Here is a 17,563-nt window from a genome sequence, read left to right on the forward strand (position 1 = left end):
GCCCCGCCGGTCCGGGGCGCCGACCGTCACACCCACTCCGGCTGTCCGCGTTTCCGATGCTCACCCTGCTGCTCGCCGACGACGATCCCGACGACCGCCTGCTGGCCCTGGAGGCGCTGCACAGCGCCCGTATCGGCACGCGCGTGGAGTGCGTGCCCGACGGCGAGACGCTGCTGGGGTACCTGAAGCGGCAGCCTCCGTACGACGACGACGACCGCTATCCCCTGCCCAACCTCGTCCTGCTCGACCTGAACATGCCGCGCATGGGCGGGCTGGAAGCGCTGCGCGCGATCCGCGCCGATGCGGCGCTGCGCCATCTGCCGGTGCTGGTGACCTCGGTCTCGCGCGACCCGGGCGACGTCCTGCGCTGCTACCAGGCGGGCTGCAACGCCTTCATCGCCAAGCCGGCCACGTTCGACGGCCTCGTCGCCGCGATCGGCAACACCGCGCGCTACTGGCTGAACACGGTCGAATTGCCGGAGCCGCCGCGGTGACCGCCGCTTCCGACACGCTCTATCTGCTGATCGCCGAACCGGACGACGACCGCTTCGAGCGTCTGCGCGAACTGCTCGACGGCCTCGGCGAGATGCGCGTGCACGTCAAACGCGCCCGCGACTTCGACGAGGCGCTCGGTCAGGCGCGCACCGTGCAGCACGACCTGCATCTCGTCGCCGATCCGCTGCAGGGCCGCAGCGCGCTGGACTGGCTGCGCGAGGCGCAGTCGCTCGGCGTGACCGGCCCGGTCATCGTCGTCGGCGCCGAGCGCCATGACGCGATCGAGCAGGACGCCATCGCCGCCGGCGCGGCCGACTATCTCGCCCTGCCCGGTCTGCGCGCCGACGATCTGGCGCGCAGCGTGCGCGACGCCCTGCGGCGGGCGCGCTGGCGCTCGGAGATCACCCTCGGCCTGACGCAGTATCAGGCGCTGTTCGCGAGCGCGCCGATCCCGATGTGGGTGTACGACCTGGAGACGCTCCGCTTCCTCGCGGTCAACGAGGCGGCGGTGGCGCACTACGGCTACACCGAAGCGCAGTTCATGCGCATGACGCTGATGGACATCCGCACGACGGAGGACCGGCAGCGCGTGATCGAAGCCGTGCGCAGGCTGCCCTCCGGCCTCAACCGGAGCGGACCGTGGCGCCACGTGCGCCGGGACGGCAGCGTGATCGACGTGCTGATCTCCAGCGACGACATCCGCTTCAATGGGCGCCCTGCGCGCTTCACCGTGATCTACGACGTCACCCTGCAGCTCCGTGCCGAGCGTCTGATGCGCGACAGCGTGCGGCAGCTGCGCCAGGTGCTGGCGGACGTGGGCGACGCCCTGCTGGTGGTGGGCGCCGACGGCCGGGTGCGTCTGGCCAACGCGGCGGCCGGCGCGCTGTGGCAGGTTCCGCCCGATCACCTCGAAGGACATCGGCTGCCGCTGGAAATCGACTGTGATCGCGGCGAGACCGAACTCGTGCGCCGCGACGGCCGCCGCCGGCTGCTCGACGTGCGGCGCGCGCAGACCACCTGGGCCGGCGAACAGGCGCACGTGCTCACCCTGCGCGACGTCACCGAGGCGCACGAGACCGAAGAGCGCCTGCGCCTGCTGATGCGCGCCATCCAGTCCTCCCGCAACGGCGTGGTGATCAGCGACGCGCGCCTGCCGGATGCGCCGGTGATCTTCGTCAACCCGGCGTTCGAGGAGATCACCGGCTACCAGATGGTCGAGGTGATCGGCCGCAACTGCCGCTTCCTGCAGGGCGACGAGACCGACCAGCCCGAGCTGCACGAACTGCGCAAGGCGCTGCGCGAAGGCCGCGACTGCGAAGTCGTCCTGCGCAACTACCGCAAGGACGGCACGGTGTTCTGGAACCAGCTCGCGATCTCGCCGGTGCGCGATGGCGACGGCGTGGTGACGCATCTGGTCGGCATCGTCAGCGACGTCACCGAACGCCGCCGCCACGAGGCCGAACTGGCCTATCTCGCCAACCGCGACCCGGTGACCGGCCTGCCGCTGTATCTTGCGATCGAGGACCACATCCGCGGCGCGCTCGCCCGCGCTCAGGCCGACGGCAGCACCGTCGCACTGTTCTGCATCGACCTGGACCGCTTCAACAGCATCAACGACACGCTCGGCCACGGCATCGGCGACCAGGCGTTGCGCGCGGCGGCCGAACGCCTGCGCGAATGCGTCGGCGAGCACGGGCGGCTGGCGCGGCTGGCCGGCGACGAGTTCGTCGCGGTGATGCCGATGGGCGGCGACGCCTTCGACGCGCTGATGTTCGGCGAGAAGTTGCGCGCCGCGCTCGACCCGGTCGTGCGCATCGCGCCCTACACCCTGCACCTGTCCTGCACCGTCGGCTTCGCGTTGTTCCCCGAGCACGCCAGCAGCGTCGGCAGCCTGCTCAACCGCGCCGAAATGGCCATGAACCGCGGCAAGCGGCGCGGCCGCAACACCGTGGTGGCGTTCCTGCCCGAGTTCGCGGACGAACTGCGCGACCGCATCGCGCTCGGCAGCCGGCTGCGCGAGGCGATCGAGCACGAGGAGCTCACGCTCGACTACCAGCCCCAGGTCAGCGGTCTCGACGGCCGCATCGTGATGCTGGAGGCCCTGGTCCGCTGGCAGAGCCCCGACCGCGGGCTGATCATGCCGGCGCGCTTCATCCGCGTCGCCGAGGATTCGGGCCTGATCGTGCCGCTGGGGCGCTGGGTGCTGGAACGCGCCTGCCGCCAGTTGCGCGCCTGGCACGAGGGCGGCTTCGACGACGTCGGCGTTGCCATCAACGTCTCCGCGCACCAGCTGTTGCGCGAGAGCTTCGCCGACGACGTCGGCGAGATGCTGCACCGCTTCGGCCTGCGCCCCGACGCGATCGAGCTGGAGTTGACCGAGAGCGCGCTGATGGAGAACGTCGAGCGCGTGCTCGGCACGCTCAAGGCGCTCAAGACGATCGGCGTGCGCCTCACGCTGGACGACTTCGGCACCGGCTATTCCAGCCTGAACTATCTGCGTCGGCTGCCGATCGACAAGCTCAAGATCGACCGCAGCTTCCTCGCCGAGGTGAGCAGCGGCAGCCGCGATGCCGCCATCGCCCGCGCGCTGATCGCGATGGGGCATCAGCTTCAGTTGCAGGTGCTGGCCGAGGGCGTGGAGAACGAGGACCAGCTCGGCTACCTGCGCCGCAACCACTGCGACCAGTTCCAGGGCAACCTGCTCAGCGGCGCGGTGGCCGCCGACGACGTGGAGCGCCTGCTGCGCCAGCGCTATCTGCGTCCGGAATCGTTCGAGGCCACCCGGCCCGATCGCGTGCTGCTGGTGGTGGACGACGAGGAGAACGTGCTGCGCTCGCTGGTGCGGCTGTTCCGGCGCGACGGCTACCGCGTGCTCACCGCCGGCAACGCGGACGAGGCGTTCGCGCTGCTGGCGCGCAACCACGTGCAGGTGATCCTGTCCGACCAGCGCATGCCCGGCACCAGCGGAACCGAGTTCCTCGGCAAGGTGAAGGATCTCTACCCCGACACCGTGCGGCTGGTGCTGTCCGGCTACACCGACCTGGCCACCGTCACCGAGGCGATCAACCGCGGCGCGATCTACCGCTTCCTCACCAAGCCCTGGAACGAGAGCGAGCTGCGCGAGCACATCCGCGAGGCGTTCCGCAAACACGAGGAAGCCGCGCTGGCCAACGCCGGCTAGGCTAGGACGCCGCCGCTCCCGGGCGTTTGAGCAGCCATTCCAGCGCGCGTCCCACCGCGGCGAAGGCGAATGCGCCGGTGACGTGGGTCGCCGCGCCCAGCCCGCCGCCGCAGTCGAGCTTCCATCCGGCCTCGCCGTCGGCCTGCGGACGCAGGCCGCACACGCTGCCGTCCGCCTGCGGATAGCGCACGTTCTCGAGCGAGTACACCGCCGGCACGCCGAAATAGCGGTCGGGATTGCGCGGAAAACCGAATTCGCCGCGCAGCTTCTTGCGGATCAGCGACAGCATCGCGTCGTGCTCGGTGCGCGAGAGATCGCGCACGCGGATCTGGGTCGGATCGGTGCGCCCGCCCGCGGAACCGACCACCACCAGCGGCAGCTTGCGCCGCCGGCACCAGGCGATCATCTCGACCTTGCTGCGGAAGCTGTCGCAGGCGTCGATCACCAGATCGAAGCGGCGCTCCAGCAGTGCGGCGACGTTGGATGCGGTGAGGAACTGCGCCAGCGTGTTGACGTCGATGTGGGGATTGATCGCCCGGCAGCGCTCGGCGAGCGCGTCCACCTTCGGCCGCCCGTAGGCGCCCGCCAGCGCGGGCAACTGGCGGTTGGTGTTCGACACGCACACGTCGTCGGCGTCGATCAGCGTCAGATGGCCGATGCCCGTGCGCGCCAGGGCTTCGGCCGCCCACGAGCCCACGCCGCCGACACCGACGATCGCCACCCGGCTGCCGGCGAAGCGCTGCAACGCGCCGCGCCCGTAGAGACGGTCGACGCCGGCGAACCGTTCCTGCCAGTCGGAATGAAGCGGAAGCGACATCGCGACATTCTAGGGCGCGCGCCCGGCGGCTGGCGCGGACGCCGGGGCGACGGTAAGGTGCGTCGAACCCGCAAGGAGACCGCGCGATGAACGATGTCCGTCCCGCCCCGGCGACGCCGGGCAAAGGCAGCCGCTACCTGTTCATGGTCCTGCTCGGCCTGGTGATCGGCGCCGCCGGCACCGCCTACCTGATGCGCATGTGGCTGGGCAAACCGGACAGCTACGACCACGCGGTGATGCAGTTGATGGGCACCAAGAACGGCCATCTCAACGAGGCGCTGCGCGCCAACCGCTGCAGCGCGAGCGATGCCCTGCCCGCGCTGCAGACCATGCGCGCGCTCGCCAACGAGATCGAACCCGCGTTCGCCGACCTGCGCGACGACGCGCGCTTCGTGCAGCATGCCGGCCAACTGCGCGCGCGACTGGATGCGGCGATCGCGACGCCGCCGCAGGACTGCGCCGCGCTGAAGCAGACCGCCGCGCGGCTCAAGGACGCCTGCGAGGCCTGCCATCGCGACTTCGGCCACTGACGCGCGAACGTGGCCGCGCGCTGAATGCGGCGCGGGGCGGTTGATAGGCCATTCACGAGGGTCTTCCTAGGTTGGCTTCGCCGTGGCCTGCGCCACGCCCCAACCGCAGGAGAATCCTCATGAACGCACGTCATTCGTCCCGCCTGCTCGGCCTGGCCGCCGCAGCGGCGGTCGTGCTGGCCGGTTGCGCCACCTCGCCGGGCTACGACGGCAGCGCGTCCTCGTCCGGGTACTACGGCGGCAGCAGCGCCAACTGCTACGACTGCGGCACCGTCACCCACATCGAACAGGTGGGCGCCGGCGGCGCGCCGCGCGGCACCGGCGCCGTCCTCGGCGGCATCGTCGGCGCCGCCGCGGCACGCGAGATCGCCGACGACCGCACCGACAGCGAGGGACGCAAGAACACCGCCACCGTCGCCGGCGCAGTCGCAGGTGCGGTGGCCGGCAACGCGATCCAGAACCGGGTCAGTGGTCCTACTTACAACGTCCACGTGCGCATGAACGACGGCCGCACCGTGGTCATTTCGCAGCGCGACATCGGCGGTCTGCGCGAGGGCAGCTACGTGCGCGTCTACAACGGCCGCGTCTGGCCGCGCTGACGCCTCCTCCGCACGCCACGGAGTACGGGGCCCGCTATCGGCGGGCCTCGTCGTTTGCGGCCGGCGCGAGGCCGATCGGCTGCCTACCCCGTTGCCCGGGCGCAAGCCCGGGGCCCATTGGAATGGATGCGGCGTTGCCCGAATGGATCCCGGCGTTCGCCCACTGCCGTCCGGGGAAGCTGCCTACCCCGTTGCCCGGGCGCAAGCCCGGGGCCCATTGGAATGGATGCGGCGTTGCCCGAATGGATCCCGGCGTTCGCCCACTGCCGTCCGGGGAAAATGCCCCGTAGGTTGGGCTGAGCGCAGCGAAGCCCAACATCGCGGGTTGCGAGGCGGACGTTGGGCTTCGCACTGGGCTTCGTAGGTTGGGCTGAGCGCAGCGAAGCCCAACATCGCGTTGCGGGGGGCCGACGTTGGGCTTCGCCTTCGGCTCGGCCCACCCTGTGGTCGATCGCGCCGTCGCCCCACCCCCTCGGCCGGCCCGCCGGGCGCGGCCGGCGTTCGCCGGGATGACGGGCGGGAAAGTCCGTCGGGACGACTCGCGGACCGCCGGGACCGGAACCCGCGATGGTGGGATTTTTAGCAGACGCCCATCCAGGAACTACGCCCCACCCCGCTTCAGCGCCCGTTCGCTTCCTCGGCCCAAAGAAAAAGCCCGGCTCGCGCCGGGCTTTTCCGTCTTACCGCGTGCTTGGGCTCAGAGCGGCTGCACTGCGTCGGCCTGCAGGCCCTTCTGGCCCTGCACGACGGTGAAGGTGACCTTCTGGCCTTCCTTCAGCGTCTTGAAGCCCTGGGTCTGGATGGCGCGGAAGTGCACGAACACGTCCTCGCCATTGTCACGGCTGATGAAGCCGAAACCCTTGGCATCGTTGAACCACTTCACGGTACCGGTTTCGCGGTTGGACATCGTACTTGCTCCTTGGAACGTGGATGGAAACCACCGCATTGGCGGCGTGCTGGTTGCAAGGAGGAAGCGAGGTGCAACGATGTAGCGGATCGCTCGATCAACCGCATCGGGCCACGATTCACGGTGACCCCGGCAACGACAGCGCTCGCACGGTACCGGGCCGTCGGACAAAATGCAATCTGACCGGACCCCCGTCCGGACGGAGCCTGCCGTGGACTTCCAGACCGTGTGGTACGTCATCGCCGCCCTGCTGGTGCTGGTCGGCATCGCCGGCGTCATCCTGCCCGCGCTGCCCGGCCTGCCGCTGGTATTCGCGGGCATGCTGGTGGCGGCGTGGGCCGACGGTTTCGACAAGGTCGGCCCGCTGATGCTGACGGTGCTCGGGCTGCTGACGCTGCTCTCGCTCGGCATCGACGTCCTGGCCGCCTCGGTCGGCGCCAAGCGCGTCGGAGCGAGCCGGCTCGCGCTCGCCGGCGCGGTGATCGGCACCTTCGTCGGTCTGTTCGTCGGCGGCCCGGTGGGTCTGTTCGCAGGGCCGTTCGTCGGCGCCCTCGCCGGCGAGTTGATCCACGTGCGCAAGCTCGGGCCGGCCACCAAGGTGGGCCTGGCCACCTGGCTCGGCATCGTGGTCGGCACCGTGCTCAAACTGGGTCTGGCGTTCGCGATGCTGGCCCTGTTCGCGCTGGCCTGGTTCTTCTGAGGCCACGGCCGAGGTTTCACGCCGGCTTGGAGCGGGCGACGCGACAGTAGCGCGGATGCTGCCTGCCTTCGCGCGCCGCTGGAGCCGCAAACGCATGTTCTGGACGGTCGTCGTCACCGCCCTGCTGACGACCCTGCTCGTCGTCCTCGGCCTCAACTTCGCCAAGCCGGAAAAACAGCTCGAACGCAAGATCGAGCATCGCTACGGCCTGCGCGACCCGCAGTTCCTGCGCGAGATGTCGGTGATGCTGGGCCCGTCGATCCTGCCTGGCAACCGCGTCACCGCGTACCAGAACGGCGACGAGATCTTCCCGGCGATGCTGGAGGCGATCGCCGGCGCCGAACGCACGATCAACTTCGAGACCTACATCTACTGGTCGGGCCGGATCGGCGCGCGCTTCACCGAGGCGCTGTCCGAACGCGCGCGCGCGGGCGTGCAGGTGAACGTGGTGGTCGACTGGGTGGGCAGCCTGAAGATGGACCAGGCGATGCTCGCCAGCATGGAACGCGCCGGCGTGCGCATCCACCGTTACCGCCCGCTGCACTGGTACAACCTGGGCAGGTTGAACAACCGCACCCACCGCAAGCTGCTGATCGTCGACGGGCGGATCGGCTTCACCGGGGGTGTGGGCATCGCCGATCAGTGGCTCGGCGACGCGCAGGACCCGGAGCATTGGCGCGACGCGCACTTCCGCATCGAGGGCCCGGTGGTGGCGCAGATGCAGGCCGCGTTCAACGACAATTGGATCAAGACCACCGGCGAAGTGCTCAACGGCGCCGACCACTTCCCGCCGCTGGCGGCCGTCGGCGATTCGCCGGCGCATCTGTTCATCGCTTCGCCGTCGGGCGGCAGCGAAAGCATGCACCTGATGTACCTGATGACGATCGCGGCCGCCGAACGCACGATCGACATGGCGGCGTCCTACTTCGTGCCCGACGAACTGGCGGTCAAGGCGCTGATCGCCGCGCGCCGGCGCGGGGTGCGCGTCCGCATCCTGCTGCCGGGACCGCACATCGATTCCGATACGGTGCGGATCGCCTCCAGGGGCGGCTGGGGCCCGCTGCTCGCCGAGGGCGTGGAGATCTACGAGTACCAGCCGACGATGATGCACACCAAGATGCTGATCGTGGACGAAGCGATGGTGTCGGTCGGTTCGACCAATTTCGACATCCGCTCCTTCCAGCTCAACGACGAGGCCAGTCTCAACATCTACGACGAGGAGTTCGCGCGCGCGATGACGAAAGTGTTCGAGAACGATCTGAAGCCGACCATCCGCTACACCCATGCGATGTGGGAGCGCCGCCCGCTGCGCGAGAAGCTGTACGAGATGCTGGTGCTGCCGATCCGTTCGCAGCTATGAAGCACGTGTCCGGATTCCTGCTCGCGACGCTGCTGGCGTTGGCGGCGCCGCTTGCCGGCGCGGCGCCGGTGCCTGCGCCGGGCGCGGCGGCCTCCTCCGCTCCCGCGGATGCGGACGCCGCCCTCGCCCAGGCCGTGGCGCGGCGTGTGCACAAGGTGCCGGGGCTGGACGATGTGGTGGTCACCGCACGCGACGGCACGGTGCGGCTGGACGGGACCGTCGCGCAGGAGCAGCAGCGCGCGCTCGCGGCGCAGATCGCCGCGCAGCAGAAGGGCGTGGCCGCGGTCGAGAACCGGTTGCGGACCAGCGCCCGCCTGGTCGACCGGCTCGACGCGGCCTCGGAACAGGTCGTCGACAAGCTCGTGCGCGTGGTCGCCATGCTGCCGTTGCTCGGGGTGGCGCTGGTGGTGGTGCTGCTGGCGTCCTGGCTGGGAGGGCTGGCCGCGCGCCGCATCCGGCTGCAGCGGCTGCATCAGCGCAACCCGTACCTCGACGCGCTCGCCCAGCGTTTCGTGCGCTGGATCGTCACCCTGGGCGGCGTGCTGGTGGCACTCGACCTGATGGGCTGGACCGCCGCGTTCGGCGCGGTGCTCGGCTCGGCCGGCGTGGTCGGTCTTGTCGTCGGCTTCGCGTTCAAGGACATCGCCGAGAACTACGTCGCCGGCATCCTGCTCGGCCTGCGGCGGCCGTTCGCGCCTGGCGACCACGTGCTGATCGACCGCCTGCACGAAGGCAAGGTCACCGCGCTCACGTCGCGCGCCACCGTGCTGATGACGCTGGACGGCAACCGCCTCACCCTGCCGAACGCGCTGGTGTTCAAGTCGGTGGTGCTGAACTACACCCAGAACCCGCGCCGGCGTTTCGACTTCCTCGTGCCGATCGACCCCGATGCCTCGATCGGCCAGGCGCGCGAGGCCGCGCAGGCGGCGGTGTGCGAGGTCAACGGCGTGCTGCGCGATCCGGCGCCGGCGGTGCTGGTGCAGGAGTTCCAGCCCGACCGCATCGCGCTGCAGATCACCGGCTGGGTGGATCAGCACCACAACGACCTGGGGCGGGTGCGCAGCGAGGCGATGCGCGCGGTCAAGGCGGGCCTGGATCGAGCCGGCGTGCGCCGGTCGCGGTCGCTGCCGCCCGCACCGCCCGCGCCACCGCCGGCGCACGAAGCCGGCGCCCAGGCCGATACCTCGGTCAACCGGGAAATCGACGCCGAAGTCCGCGCCGAGCGCGAGCGTCAGCCCGGCAACCTGCTGTGAACGGCCGCGCCGGCGTGTGCGGCGGCGGCTGCTAGGCTTGCGCGATGGATACGGTCCGCATCGCCAGCCTCGCCGTTCTCGTCCTCGCCCCGCCGTCGTGGGCGCAGGCGCCCGCCGGCGTCGAAGCCTGCGTCGCCATCGAAGCCGACGCCGATCGCCTGGCCTGCTACGACCGCGCGGTCGGTCGCAGCGCGCCCTCGGTCGAGGCCGCCGACCAGGCCGCCGAAGCCGCCAGCGAAGCGAAGGCGACGCTGCGCGCGTACGACCGCGCCGAACGCGAACGCCTGCCACCGCTGGAGCGCACCCAGCGCGTGCTCGGCGACCTGTTCGCTTCCGAACAGCGGCTGCCGGCGGTTGAGGAGCGCATCGCCAACGCCGGCAAGGGCAGCCTGCTGGACTCGCGCTGGGAGCTCGCGCGCGACTCCAAGCTCGGCACCTTCAACTTCCGCGCCTACAAGCCGGTCTACCTGCTGCCGGTGTTCTGGAGCAGCGATCCCAACACCACGCCCGCCTCGTCCAATCCGGCCGTGCCCGCCGCGGCGCAGTCGCTGCGCGAGATGGAGGCGAAGTTCCAGCTCAGCTTCAAGACCAAGGCGCTGGAGAACCTGTTCGGCGACAACGGCGATCTGTGGATGGCCTACACCCAGAGCTCGCGCTGGCAGGTGTTCGATCAGGACGCCTCGCGTCCGTTCCGCGAGACCAACTACGAGCCCGAACTGCTGCTGGTGTTCCGCACGCATTACCGCCTCGGCGGATGGAACGGGCGGCTGCTGGGCATCGGCGTGAACCACCAGTCCAACGGTCGTGCCGATCCGCTGTCGCGAAGCTGGAACCGGGTGATGCTCAACGTCGGCTTCGACCGCGAGGACTGGGCGCTGATGCTGCGCCCGTGGTGGCGCATCCCGGACGGCAATGAGGACGAGAACCCCGGCATCGAGGACTACGTCGGCCGGGGCGACGTCACGCTGGTGCACCGGCGCGGACGCCACGAGTTCGCGCTGATGGCGCGCCACTCGCTGCGCGGCGGCGACGCCTCGCGCGGTGCGGTGCAGTTCGACTGGGGCTTTCCGCTGACGCGCAGCCTTCGCGGCCACGTGCAGTTGTTCGACGGCTACGGCGAGAGCCTGATCGACTACGACCACCGCGCGACCTACCTGGGCCTCGGCGTATCGCTGCTCGAATGGTATTGAGCGGCGACGGGCTCACTGCATCCGCAGCGAGCCCGTGCCCGCATCGCGTGCGGCCGATGCCGCGCTGCCCGCCGGCCATTCGGCGAGCGCGCAGCCGTGCGACCGCAGCACCTCGCGCACGTCCTGCAGGAACCAGACGTAGCGCGTGGGATGCAGGGTCGCGATGCGCGCGACGCGGAAGGTCAGCGGCGCCGGCAGCGGCTCGCCCCACACCCGCAGCTCGAACCCCTCGCCCTGCGGATCCGGTATCGCCTCGCACTGCAGCGGCCGCACGGCCTCGCACGCCATGCCATACACGTCCGGCGGAATCCGGCTGCTGCCCATGACACCCCCTGCGGATCCCAGGCTGGGCCCACGCTAGCGCGTCGCGCGAGAAATGCAGGTACAGAGCGCGGCGCCGCGTCCCGACGTGCGTCACGTTTCGGAGCGCGCGTGCGCTCGAGTTCAGCGCGCGCTTCGCGGCAGCAGTCGGGTGACCTGCTGGAGCAACGCGCCCCATTCGAAAGGCCGCGGCAGATAGGCCTCGGCGGGCGGCAGCGGAGCGTCGTCGGCGTCGGCGATCAGCACCACCGAGGGCGGCTCCGCGGGCGCCAGCCGGCGCGCCTCGCGCAGGAACGATTCGCCGTCCATGCCGCAACGCGCCAGATCGACGATCAGCAGCGAACACGGCGTGCTGCGCAACTGCGCGAGCGCGGTCGGACCGTCGCTCGCGCCGAGCGCGCGATAGCCGTTGAGCACGAGCATCATTTCCAGCGCGTCGCGTACTGCGGGCTCGTGCTCGACGATCATCACGCGCGCGTCCGGGTGAGGCACAGGGTCGGGCCGATACATGTGGCCTCCTCGCGTTGCCGCGTGGCCTGCATCCGGCAGGCCGCGGACCCAGCGTGCGCGCGGCCGCCTGAACGGCATGTGGCGACGCCGGCGATTCGGCGTGAAGAAGCCGTGAAGGATTACCCGCCCGCGCAGAACGCCGCGTAGTCGAGGTACCCGGGGAAAGGCCGGCCCGGCGCGCAGAGCGCGCAGTCGGGATCCGGCCGCAGACGCGTCTCGCGGAAGCGCATCGCCAGCGCGTCGAAATGCAGCACGCGTCCGGCCAGCGGCTCGCCGATGCCGAGGATCAGCTTGATCGTCTCGGTGGCCTGCAACAGGCCGATGACGCCGGGCAGCACGCCCAGCACGCCCGCCTCGGCGCAGTTCGGCGCCGCCTCGGGCGGCGGCGGTTCGGGAAACAGACAGCGGTAGCAGGGGCACGAGCCGCGGTGGCGTCCGGCATCGAACACGCTCGTCTGGCCCTCGAAACGATGCACCGCGCCGTACACCAGCGGCTTGCCGAGCTTCACGCAGGCGTCGTTGAGCAGATAGCGCACCGGGAAATTGTCGGCGCCGTCGACCACGACGTCGGCGTCGGCGATCAGGGCCTCGACGTTCGCGGACGTGATGCGCTCGCGAACGGTCTCGACCGCGACCTGCGGATTGAGCGCGCGCAGCGTCGCTTCCGCGGACGCGACCTTCGCCATGCCCACGCGCGCGTCGGTGTGCAGGATCTGACGCTGCAGATTGCTGCGCTCGACCGTGTCGTCGTCGGCCAGGCGCAGCACGCCGACACCGGCGGCCGCGAGATAGAACGCGGCCGGCGAACCGAGCCCGCCCGCGCCGACGATCGCGACGCACGCGCGCTGCAGCCGCCGCTGGCCGGCCTCGCCCACCTCGGGCAGACGCAGATGGCGCGAATAGCGCTCGTGGAAGTCCGCATCCGGCGCGCGCGTGACCGGCAAACCGTCTGCGATCCAGCGCGCCGTGCCGCCGGCGACCGAGGCCACGCGCCGATAGCCGGCCTCGCGCAGGGCCTGCGCCGCAAGCTGCGAGCGGCGGCCGCTCTGGCAGATCAGCAGCACTTCGGCGTCCGGATCGGGAACCGCCTCGGCGGGCGCGGCTTCGAGGGCGCCGCGCGGCACGCCGAGCGCGCCCTCGGCCTGCCCCGTCGCCCATTCGAACGGCTCGCGCACGTCGATCAGCCGCGCGCCGGCGGATTGCCGCGCGCGCGCCTCGGCGGGGGTGATTTCCGGGACGGGGCTGGGCTCAGTCATGGCCTGGGACTGCGATGCCGGCACGGTCGAGGTCGGCCGGCGTGTTGAGGTTGCCGAAGCGTAGTCCGGCGAATCGCACCACGGCCAGCCCGGCGCGTTCCACCAGCGCGTGCGCCGCGCGCGCGTCGCGCTGCAGCGCATCCGCGACGAACTCGCGCAGCAGGCTCGTGCGCCACAGCGCGACCAGCGGCTGCAGGCCGTCGTCGTCGCAGGCGCAGGCGCCGCGCGCGCCGGCCGCCTCGTACAGCCGCGGCAACAGCTCCTGCGGCAGCTCCAGCGTGTCGACCGGAAGCGTCAGCAGCCACGGCGTGGCGCAGGCGTGCGCCAGCGCGTCCAGCCCGCCGAGCGGGCCGCGGCCGGCGACGCGGTCGGCGACGCTTTCGATGCCGTGCAGCGCATAACGCGCGTGTCCGTGGTTCGCGCCGACGCGCACCTGCCCCGCGGCAGCGCGGAAACGTTCGATCCAGCGCAGCACCTGCGGCTGCCCGTCGCGCTGCAGCCAGGCTTTGTCGATTCCGCCCAGGCGCGTGGCGCGACCGCCGGCAAGCACGCCGAGCGTGAGTTCCGAAGGCGGCGGCGCAGGGCTCATCGGCGCGTGCGCGCGGCCCGCGCCCACAGGGGTGGAAGTCCGCTCACTTCTTGCGTTTGACGAAACGCATCAACCGGCGGCGGCGCGCAAGCTGGCGCTCGCTCAGCTCGTTCTTGCGGCCTTCGAACGGGTTCTCGCCTTCCTTGAACACGAACCGCACCGGCGTGCCGACCAGCCTGAAGCGCTTGCGGAAGAAGTTCTCGAGATAGCGCTTGTAGCTGTCCGGCAACGTGCGCAGGCGCGTGCCGTGGATCGCGAACGTCGGCGGGTTGTGCCCGGCGGGGTGCGCGAAGCGCAGCTTGGCCACGTGGCCGCGCACGGTGGGCGGCGGATTGGCGGCGTAGGCCGCCTCGATCGCGCGCGTGACCTCGCTGGTGGAGAACTCGCGCGTCGCCGACGCGTGCGCGCGCTCGATCGCCTTGAACAGCTCGCGCAGGCCCGAACCGTGCTTGGCGCTGATGCGCACCCGTTCGGCCCAGTCGACGAAACCGAGCTTGCGTTCGAGCAGCGCCTCGGCCTGCTCGCGCTGATACGCGGTGAGGCCGTCCCACTTGTTGACCGCGATGACCAGAGCGCGGCCAGCGTCGAGCGCATGGCCCAGCACCGTCGCGTCCTGGTCGGTGACGCCCTCGCTGGCGTCGAGCAGCACCACCGCGACCTGGCAGCGTTCGATCGCCTCGAGCGTCTTGATCACCGAGAACTTCTCGACCGCCTCCTCGACCTTGCCACGCCGGCGCAGGCCGGCGGTGTCGATCAGGCGGTACGGCCTGCCGTCGCGCTCCATGTCCACCGCGACCGCATCGCGCGTGGTGCCGGGCACTTCGGAGGCGATCATCCGCTCCTCGCCCAGCAGCCGGTTGACGAGCGTGGACTTGCCGACGTTGGGCCGGCCGATGAAGGCCACGCGGATGCGCGCCGGGTCCTCCTCGTCGGGCGCCGCGGCCTGGCCGGCCTCGGGCAGCCGCTCGCGCACCTCGTCGAGCAGCTCGTCGATGCCGCGCCGGTGAGTGGAGGAGATCGGGATCATGCCGGCGATCCCGTAGCGCGCGAACTCGGCGAGCGCCTCCTCGAGATCGAGCCCGTCGGTCTTGTTGACCACCAGCAGCGTCGGCTTGGCCAGCCTTCGCAGCCAGCCGAGGATGTCGTCGTCGAGCGCCGACGGCCCTTCGCGGCCGTCGACCACGAACAGCACCACGTCGGCTTCCTCGGCCGCCGCCCGCGCCTGGCGCGCGGTCGCGCCGGCCAGACCCTCGTCCTCGCCGGCGATGCCGCCGGTGTCGACCACCACGAACGGCCGCTGCCCCTCGATGCGGCACATGCCGTAGTGGCGGTCGCGCGTCACGCCCGGCTGGTCGTGCACCAGCGCATCGCGGCTGCGCGTAAGCACGTTGAACAACGTCGACTTGCCGACGTTGGGGCGGCCGACGAGGGCGACGAGGGGAAGCATGGCGTATCGACCGGGTCCGGAAAGGGGAAATGGAAGCTCGCGAAGGCCGTGGCGACGAGCGCGCCGGCCGGCGGCCGATCAGGACCGGGACGCGGCCCTCGATTCCCCGAATGCCGAATCCCTGCCCGCGACGGCCTACTGCAGCCGGTAGGCCGCGACCTTGCCGTCGACGGTCTGCGCCACCAGCACGTCGCCCACCACGGCCGGGGTGGCGCGGATCGGGTCGCGGCCCACGCGCACCCGGGCGGCGAACTCGCCGCTGTCCAGGCGCAGCCAGTGCAGGTAGCCCTCGGCATCGCCGACCACCGCGTAGTCGCCGTGGATGGCCACGCCGGTGAGTCCGCGCCGTGCCAGCCCCGGCTGCATCCACAGCGTACTGCCGCCGTTCTTGTCGAGCGCGTAGACGTTGCCGTTGCGGTCGGTGACCACGATGCGGTCGGCGGCCACGCCGGCGCGCCCCGCCCCGCCCTGCTGCGCCGCCCACAGCGGGCGGCCGGTGGGGCCGTCGATCGCCAGCGTCTGGCCCTTGTAGCTGGTCGCGAACAGCACCGTACCGTCCAGCACCGGCGTGCCGTCGACGTCGGCCATGCGTTCCAGTTCGCTGCGGCCCTCCGCCTGGCCCACCGTCTGCTCCCACAGCGGACGCCCGTCGGTGGCCGACAGCGCGGCGACGGTGCCGTCGTCGTTGCCGACGAAGACGAAGCCCGGCCCGATCAGCGGGGCATCGTTGCCGCGCACCGACAGCAGCGGGACGTCGCGGTTCCAGAACCAGCGGCGCTCGCCGCTGGCGGCGTCGAACGCGGTCACCCGGCCGTCGTTGGAGCGCACGAAGACCAGTCCGCCGCCGATCGCGGGCGCGGCGATCACCTCGTTGGGCACCTTGGCCTGCCACTTCTCCGCGCCGGTGGCCGCGTCCAGCGCGATCACCTCGCCGTCGAGGCCGCCGACCACCACCAACCCATCGCCCGCGCCGGGACCGCCCGCCAGACGGCGCTCGCTCTCGTAGCGCCAGACGGTCGCGCCGGTGGTCAGATCCAGCGCGTGTACGCCGCCTTCGATCGCGGCCGCGTAGACGCGGTTGTCGGCGATCGCCGGGCCCTGGCGCGCGCCCGTGCGGCCCTCGCCCTTGCCCACGCCCTGCGCCCACAGACGGGCGACGTTGGCGGTCGGCGTGAAGTCGGCCAGTTCGGCCGGCTCGTTCGGCTTGGCGGCCGCATCGTCCTTGCCGAACCACCCGCGCACCGTGGAACAGCCGGCCAGCGCGGCCATGCAGGCCAGCAGCGCGAACGTACGCATCCCGGCGCGGCCGGGCTTGGTCGGGGCATTCATCAGGACTGGGTCTCCGGCTTGGCCGGCGTCCCGCCGGCCTGGGTCAGCTTGATCTCGAGCAGGCGGCGCAGCGGCGCGGCCACGTCGGTGCGCGTGAGCGCCTGCTGGTAGGCCTCGCGCGCGGCCTCGCGCTGGCCGCGCGCCAGCTCGGCGTCGCCGCGGGCCTCGAGCGCGGCCGGGGTGTCGATCCCCTTCAGCAACGCCAGCGCCTCGGCATGCTTGCCGGCGTCGATCAGCAGACGCGCCAGGCGCACGTCGACCAGTTGCGCCAGCGCCGGATCCTCCGGTTTCACGCCGCGCAGGGTGGCGATCGCCTCGTCGCGCCTGCCGGCATCGACCTGCTGCTTGGCGAGCGCGAGCGACGCCAGCGTGCGGTAGCCGCCCTCGAGCGCGGCGACCTTCGACGCGGCGGCCTTGTCGCCTGAGCGGATCGCATCGAGCGTGGTTTCGTAGCGCTCCGCCTGCGCGAGCTGTTCGGCCTGACGCTGGCCCTTCCACCAGTTCCAGCCGTAGATGGCGGCCAGGCCCAGGGCGATGCCGCCGATCAGTGCGGCGCCGTTCCTGCGGAGCCAGTTGAGGACGCGTTCGCTTTGTTCGTGTTCGTCGAGGAGATCGTCGATCGCCATGCTGTCTCGCCCCGCCGGTGGCGGGGACCCGAAGGGTGGAGAAGACCCGCGTGGCGGGCCGATGTCGGTAACGCCCGCAACGCGGGTCAGTTGCCGACCGGCGCGAGGGAACCGTCAGAGGATAGCGTAAAGCGCGCCACGTTCGCGCGACTGAACGGCGCGAGGTCGACCGCGCGGCCCTGATGGCGCACGTCCACCGCCGACACGTTGCCGATGACGAGGTCGCCCACTTCGCCGGCGCGGTAGCGGCGCGTCTGGCCGGCGGCGACGAGGCCGCGCTCGAGGGTGCGGCCATCGGCGCCCTGCGCTTCGAACCAGCTCTCGCCGTTGAAGGTCACCACGATCTCGCGGGACGACTCGACCGGCGGCAGCGCGGTGAGCGAGGCGACGACCGGCGCGCGCTCGGCCGGCGCGGGCGCGGGCGCCGCGGGACGCGCCGCGCCCGCGGCGGGC

At 71.3% G+C, this 17,563-nt stretch carries 18 protein-coding genes; 8 read left to right on the forward strand and 10 right to left on the reverse strand.

What is annotated here, in order from left to right; genetic code table 11:
* Positions 1–56: 56 nt before the first annotated feature.
* Positions 57–494, forward strand: coding sequence for a response regulator (locus FQY64_RS03275; protein WP_146472277.1), 438 nt, complete (start codon positions 57–59; stop codon positions 492–494).
* Positions 491–3,676 carry an EAL domain-containing protein gene (locus tag FQY64_RS03280; RefSeq protein WP_146472278.1) on the forward strand — a complete coding sequence of 1,062 codons (3,186 nt, stop codon included), beginning with the start codon at positions 491–493 and terminating at the stop codon, positions 3,674–3,676. The genes FQY64_RS03275 and FQY64_RS03280 overlap by 4 nt, the downstream gene beginning before the upstream one ends.
* 1 nt (position 3,677) lies before the next feature.
* On the opposite strand, the gene tcdA is transcribed toward FQY64_RS03280, so the two are convergent.
* On the reverse strand, positions 3,678–4,493 hold the full coding sequence (gene tcdA, locus FQY64_RS03285) for a tRNA cyclic N6-threonylcarbamoyladenosine(37) synthase TcdA (RefSeq protein ID WP_146472279.1): 816 nt from the start codon (positions 4,491–4,493) through the stop codon (positions 3,678–3,680).
* Positions 4,494–4,579: 86 nt separating this feature from the next.
* Between tcdA and FQY64_RS03290 the strand changes: the two genes are divergently transcribed.
* Together FQY64_RS03290 and FQY64_RS03295 are read left to right on the forward strand one after the other, a co-directional pair.
* On the forward strand, positions 4,580–5,023 hold the full coding sequence (locus FQY64_RS03290) for a cytochrome c (protein WP_146472280.1): 444 nt from the start codon (positions 4,580–4,582) through the stop codon (positions 5,021–5,023).
* A 119-nt stretch (positions 5,024–5,142) separates the two neighbouring features.
* On the forward strand, positions 5,143–5,622 hold the full coding sequence (locus FQY64_RS03295) for a glycine zipper 2TM domain-containing protein (RefSeq protein WP_146472281.1): 480 nt from the start codon (positions 5,143–5,145) through the stop codon (positions 5,620–5,622).
* Positions 5,623–6,319: 697 nt separating this feature from the next.
* Here the strand turns inward: FQY64_RS03295 and FQY64_RS03300 are convergent.
* Positions 6,320–6,529 (reverse strand): cold-shock protein, encoded by a 210-nt coding sequence (locus tag FQY64_RS03300; RefSeq protein ID WP_146472282.1) that lies wholly within the window; start codon positions 6,527–6,529, stop codon positions 6,320–6,322.
* A 211-nt stretch (positions 6,530–6,740) separates the two neighbouring features.
* Here FQY64_RS03300 and FQY64_RS03305 point away from each other — a divergent pair, with 211 nt between their 5' ends.
* From FQY64_RS03305 to FQY64_RS03320, 4 genes are all read left to right on the forward strand, one after another.
* Positions 6,741–7,229 (forward strand): DUF456 domain-containing protein, encoded by a 489-nt coding sequence (locus FQY64_RS03305; protein ID WP_146472283.1) that lies wholly within the window; start codon positions 6,741–6,743, stop codon positions 7,227–7,229.
* Positions 7,230–7,323: 94 nt separating this feature from the next.
* Entirely contained in the window at positions 7,324–8,589 is a 1,266-nt protein-coding gene (locus tag FQY64_RS03310) for a phospholipase D-like domain-containing protein (RefSeq protein WP_146472299.1), read from the forward strand.
* Positions 8,586–9,842: a mechanosensitive ion channel family protein gene (locus tag FQY64_RS03315; RefSeq protein WP_146472284.1), complete on the forward strand. Its 1,257-nt coding sequence runs from the start codon at positions 8,586–8,588 to the stop codon at positions 9,840–9,842. Before FQY64_RS03310 ends, FQY64_RS03315 begins: the two co-directional genes overlap by 4 nt.
* 44 nt (positions 9,843–9,886) lie before the next feature.
* Positions 9,887–11,032 carry a phospholipase A gene (locus FQY64_RS03320; protein ID WP_146472285.1) on the forward strand — a complete coding sequence of 382 codons (1,146 nt, stop codon included), beginning with the start codon at positions 9,887–9,889 and terminating at the stop codon, positions 11,030–11,032.
* 12 nt (positions 11,033–11,044) lie between these two features.
* Here FQY64_RS03320 and FQY64_RS03325 read toward each other — a convergent pair whose 3' ends face one another.
* From FQY64_RS03325 to FQY64_RS03360, 8 genes are all read right to left on the reverse strand, one after another.
* Positions 11,045–11,356, reverse strand: a complete 312-nt coding sequence (locus FQY64_RS03325; RefSeq protein ID WP_146472286.1) for a hypothetical protein — start codon at positions 11,354–11,356, stop codon at positions 11,045–11,047.
* A 120-nt stretch (positions 11,357–11,476) separates the two neighbouring features.
* Positions 11,477–11,863 (reverse strand): response regulator, encoded by a 387-nt coding sequence (locus FQY64_RS03330; protein ID WP_186760836.1) that lies wholly within the window; start codon positions 11,861–11,863, stop codon positions 11,477–11,479.
* Between the two features lie 119 nt (positions 11,864–11,982).
* Complete coding sequence (gene moeB / locus FQY64_RS03335; protein ID WP_146472288.1) at positions 11,983–13,119, reverse strand: molybdopterin-synthase adenylyltransferase MoeB; 1,137 nt, start codon at positions 13,117–13,119, stop codon at positions 11,983–11,985.
* A complete protein-coding gene (mobA, locus tag FQY64_RS03340) occupies positions 13,112–13,708 on the reverse strand; it encodes a molybdenum cofactor guanylyltransferase (protein WP_146472289.1) in 597 nt (198 codons plus the stop codon). The genes moeB and mobA overlap by 8 nt, the downstream gene beginning before the upstream one ends.
* Before the next feature lie 43 nt (positions 13,709–13,751).
* Positions 13,752–15,155 (reverse strand): ribosome biogenesis GTPase Der, encoded by a 1,404-nt coding sequence (gene der, locus FQY64_RS03345; protein ID WP_146472290.1) that lies wholly within the window; start codon positions 15,153–15,155, stop codon positions 13,752–13,754.
* Between the two features lie 135 nt (positions 15,156–15,290).
* Positions 15,291–16,451 (reverse strand): outer membrane protein assembly factor BamB, encoded by a 1,161-nt coding sequence (gene bamB, locus FQY64_RS03350; RefSeq protein WP_146472300.1) that lies wholly within the window; start codon positions 16,449–16,451, stop codon positions 15,291–15,293.
* A gap of 32 nt (positions 16,452–16,483) precedes the next feature.
* Positions 16,484–17,110: a YfgM family protein gene (locus tag FQY64_RS03355; RefSeq protein WP_146472291.1), complete on the reverse strand. Its 627-nt coding sequence runs from the start codon at positions 17,108–17,110 to the stop codon at positions 16,484–16,486.
* Between the two features lie 86 nt (positions 17,111–17,196).
* Positions 17,197–17,563 (reverse strand): DUF4115 domain-containing protein (locus FQY64_RS03360; protein WP_146472292.1); only part of this gene is annotated, 367 nt, incomplete at its 5' end.

Source organism: Vulcaniibacterium thermophilum (assembly GCF_007923255.1).
GTDB lineage: Bacteria > Pseudomonadota > Gammaproteobacteria > Xanthomonadales > Xanthomonadaceae > Lysobacter_F > Lysobacter_F thermophilum.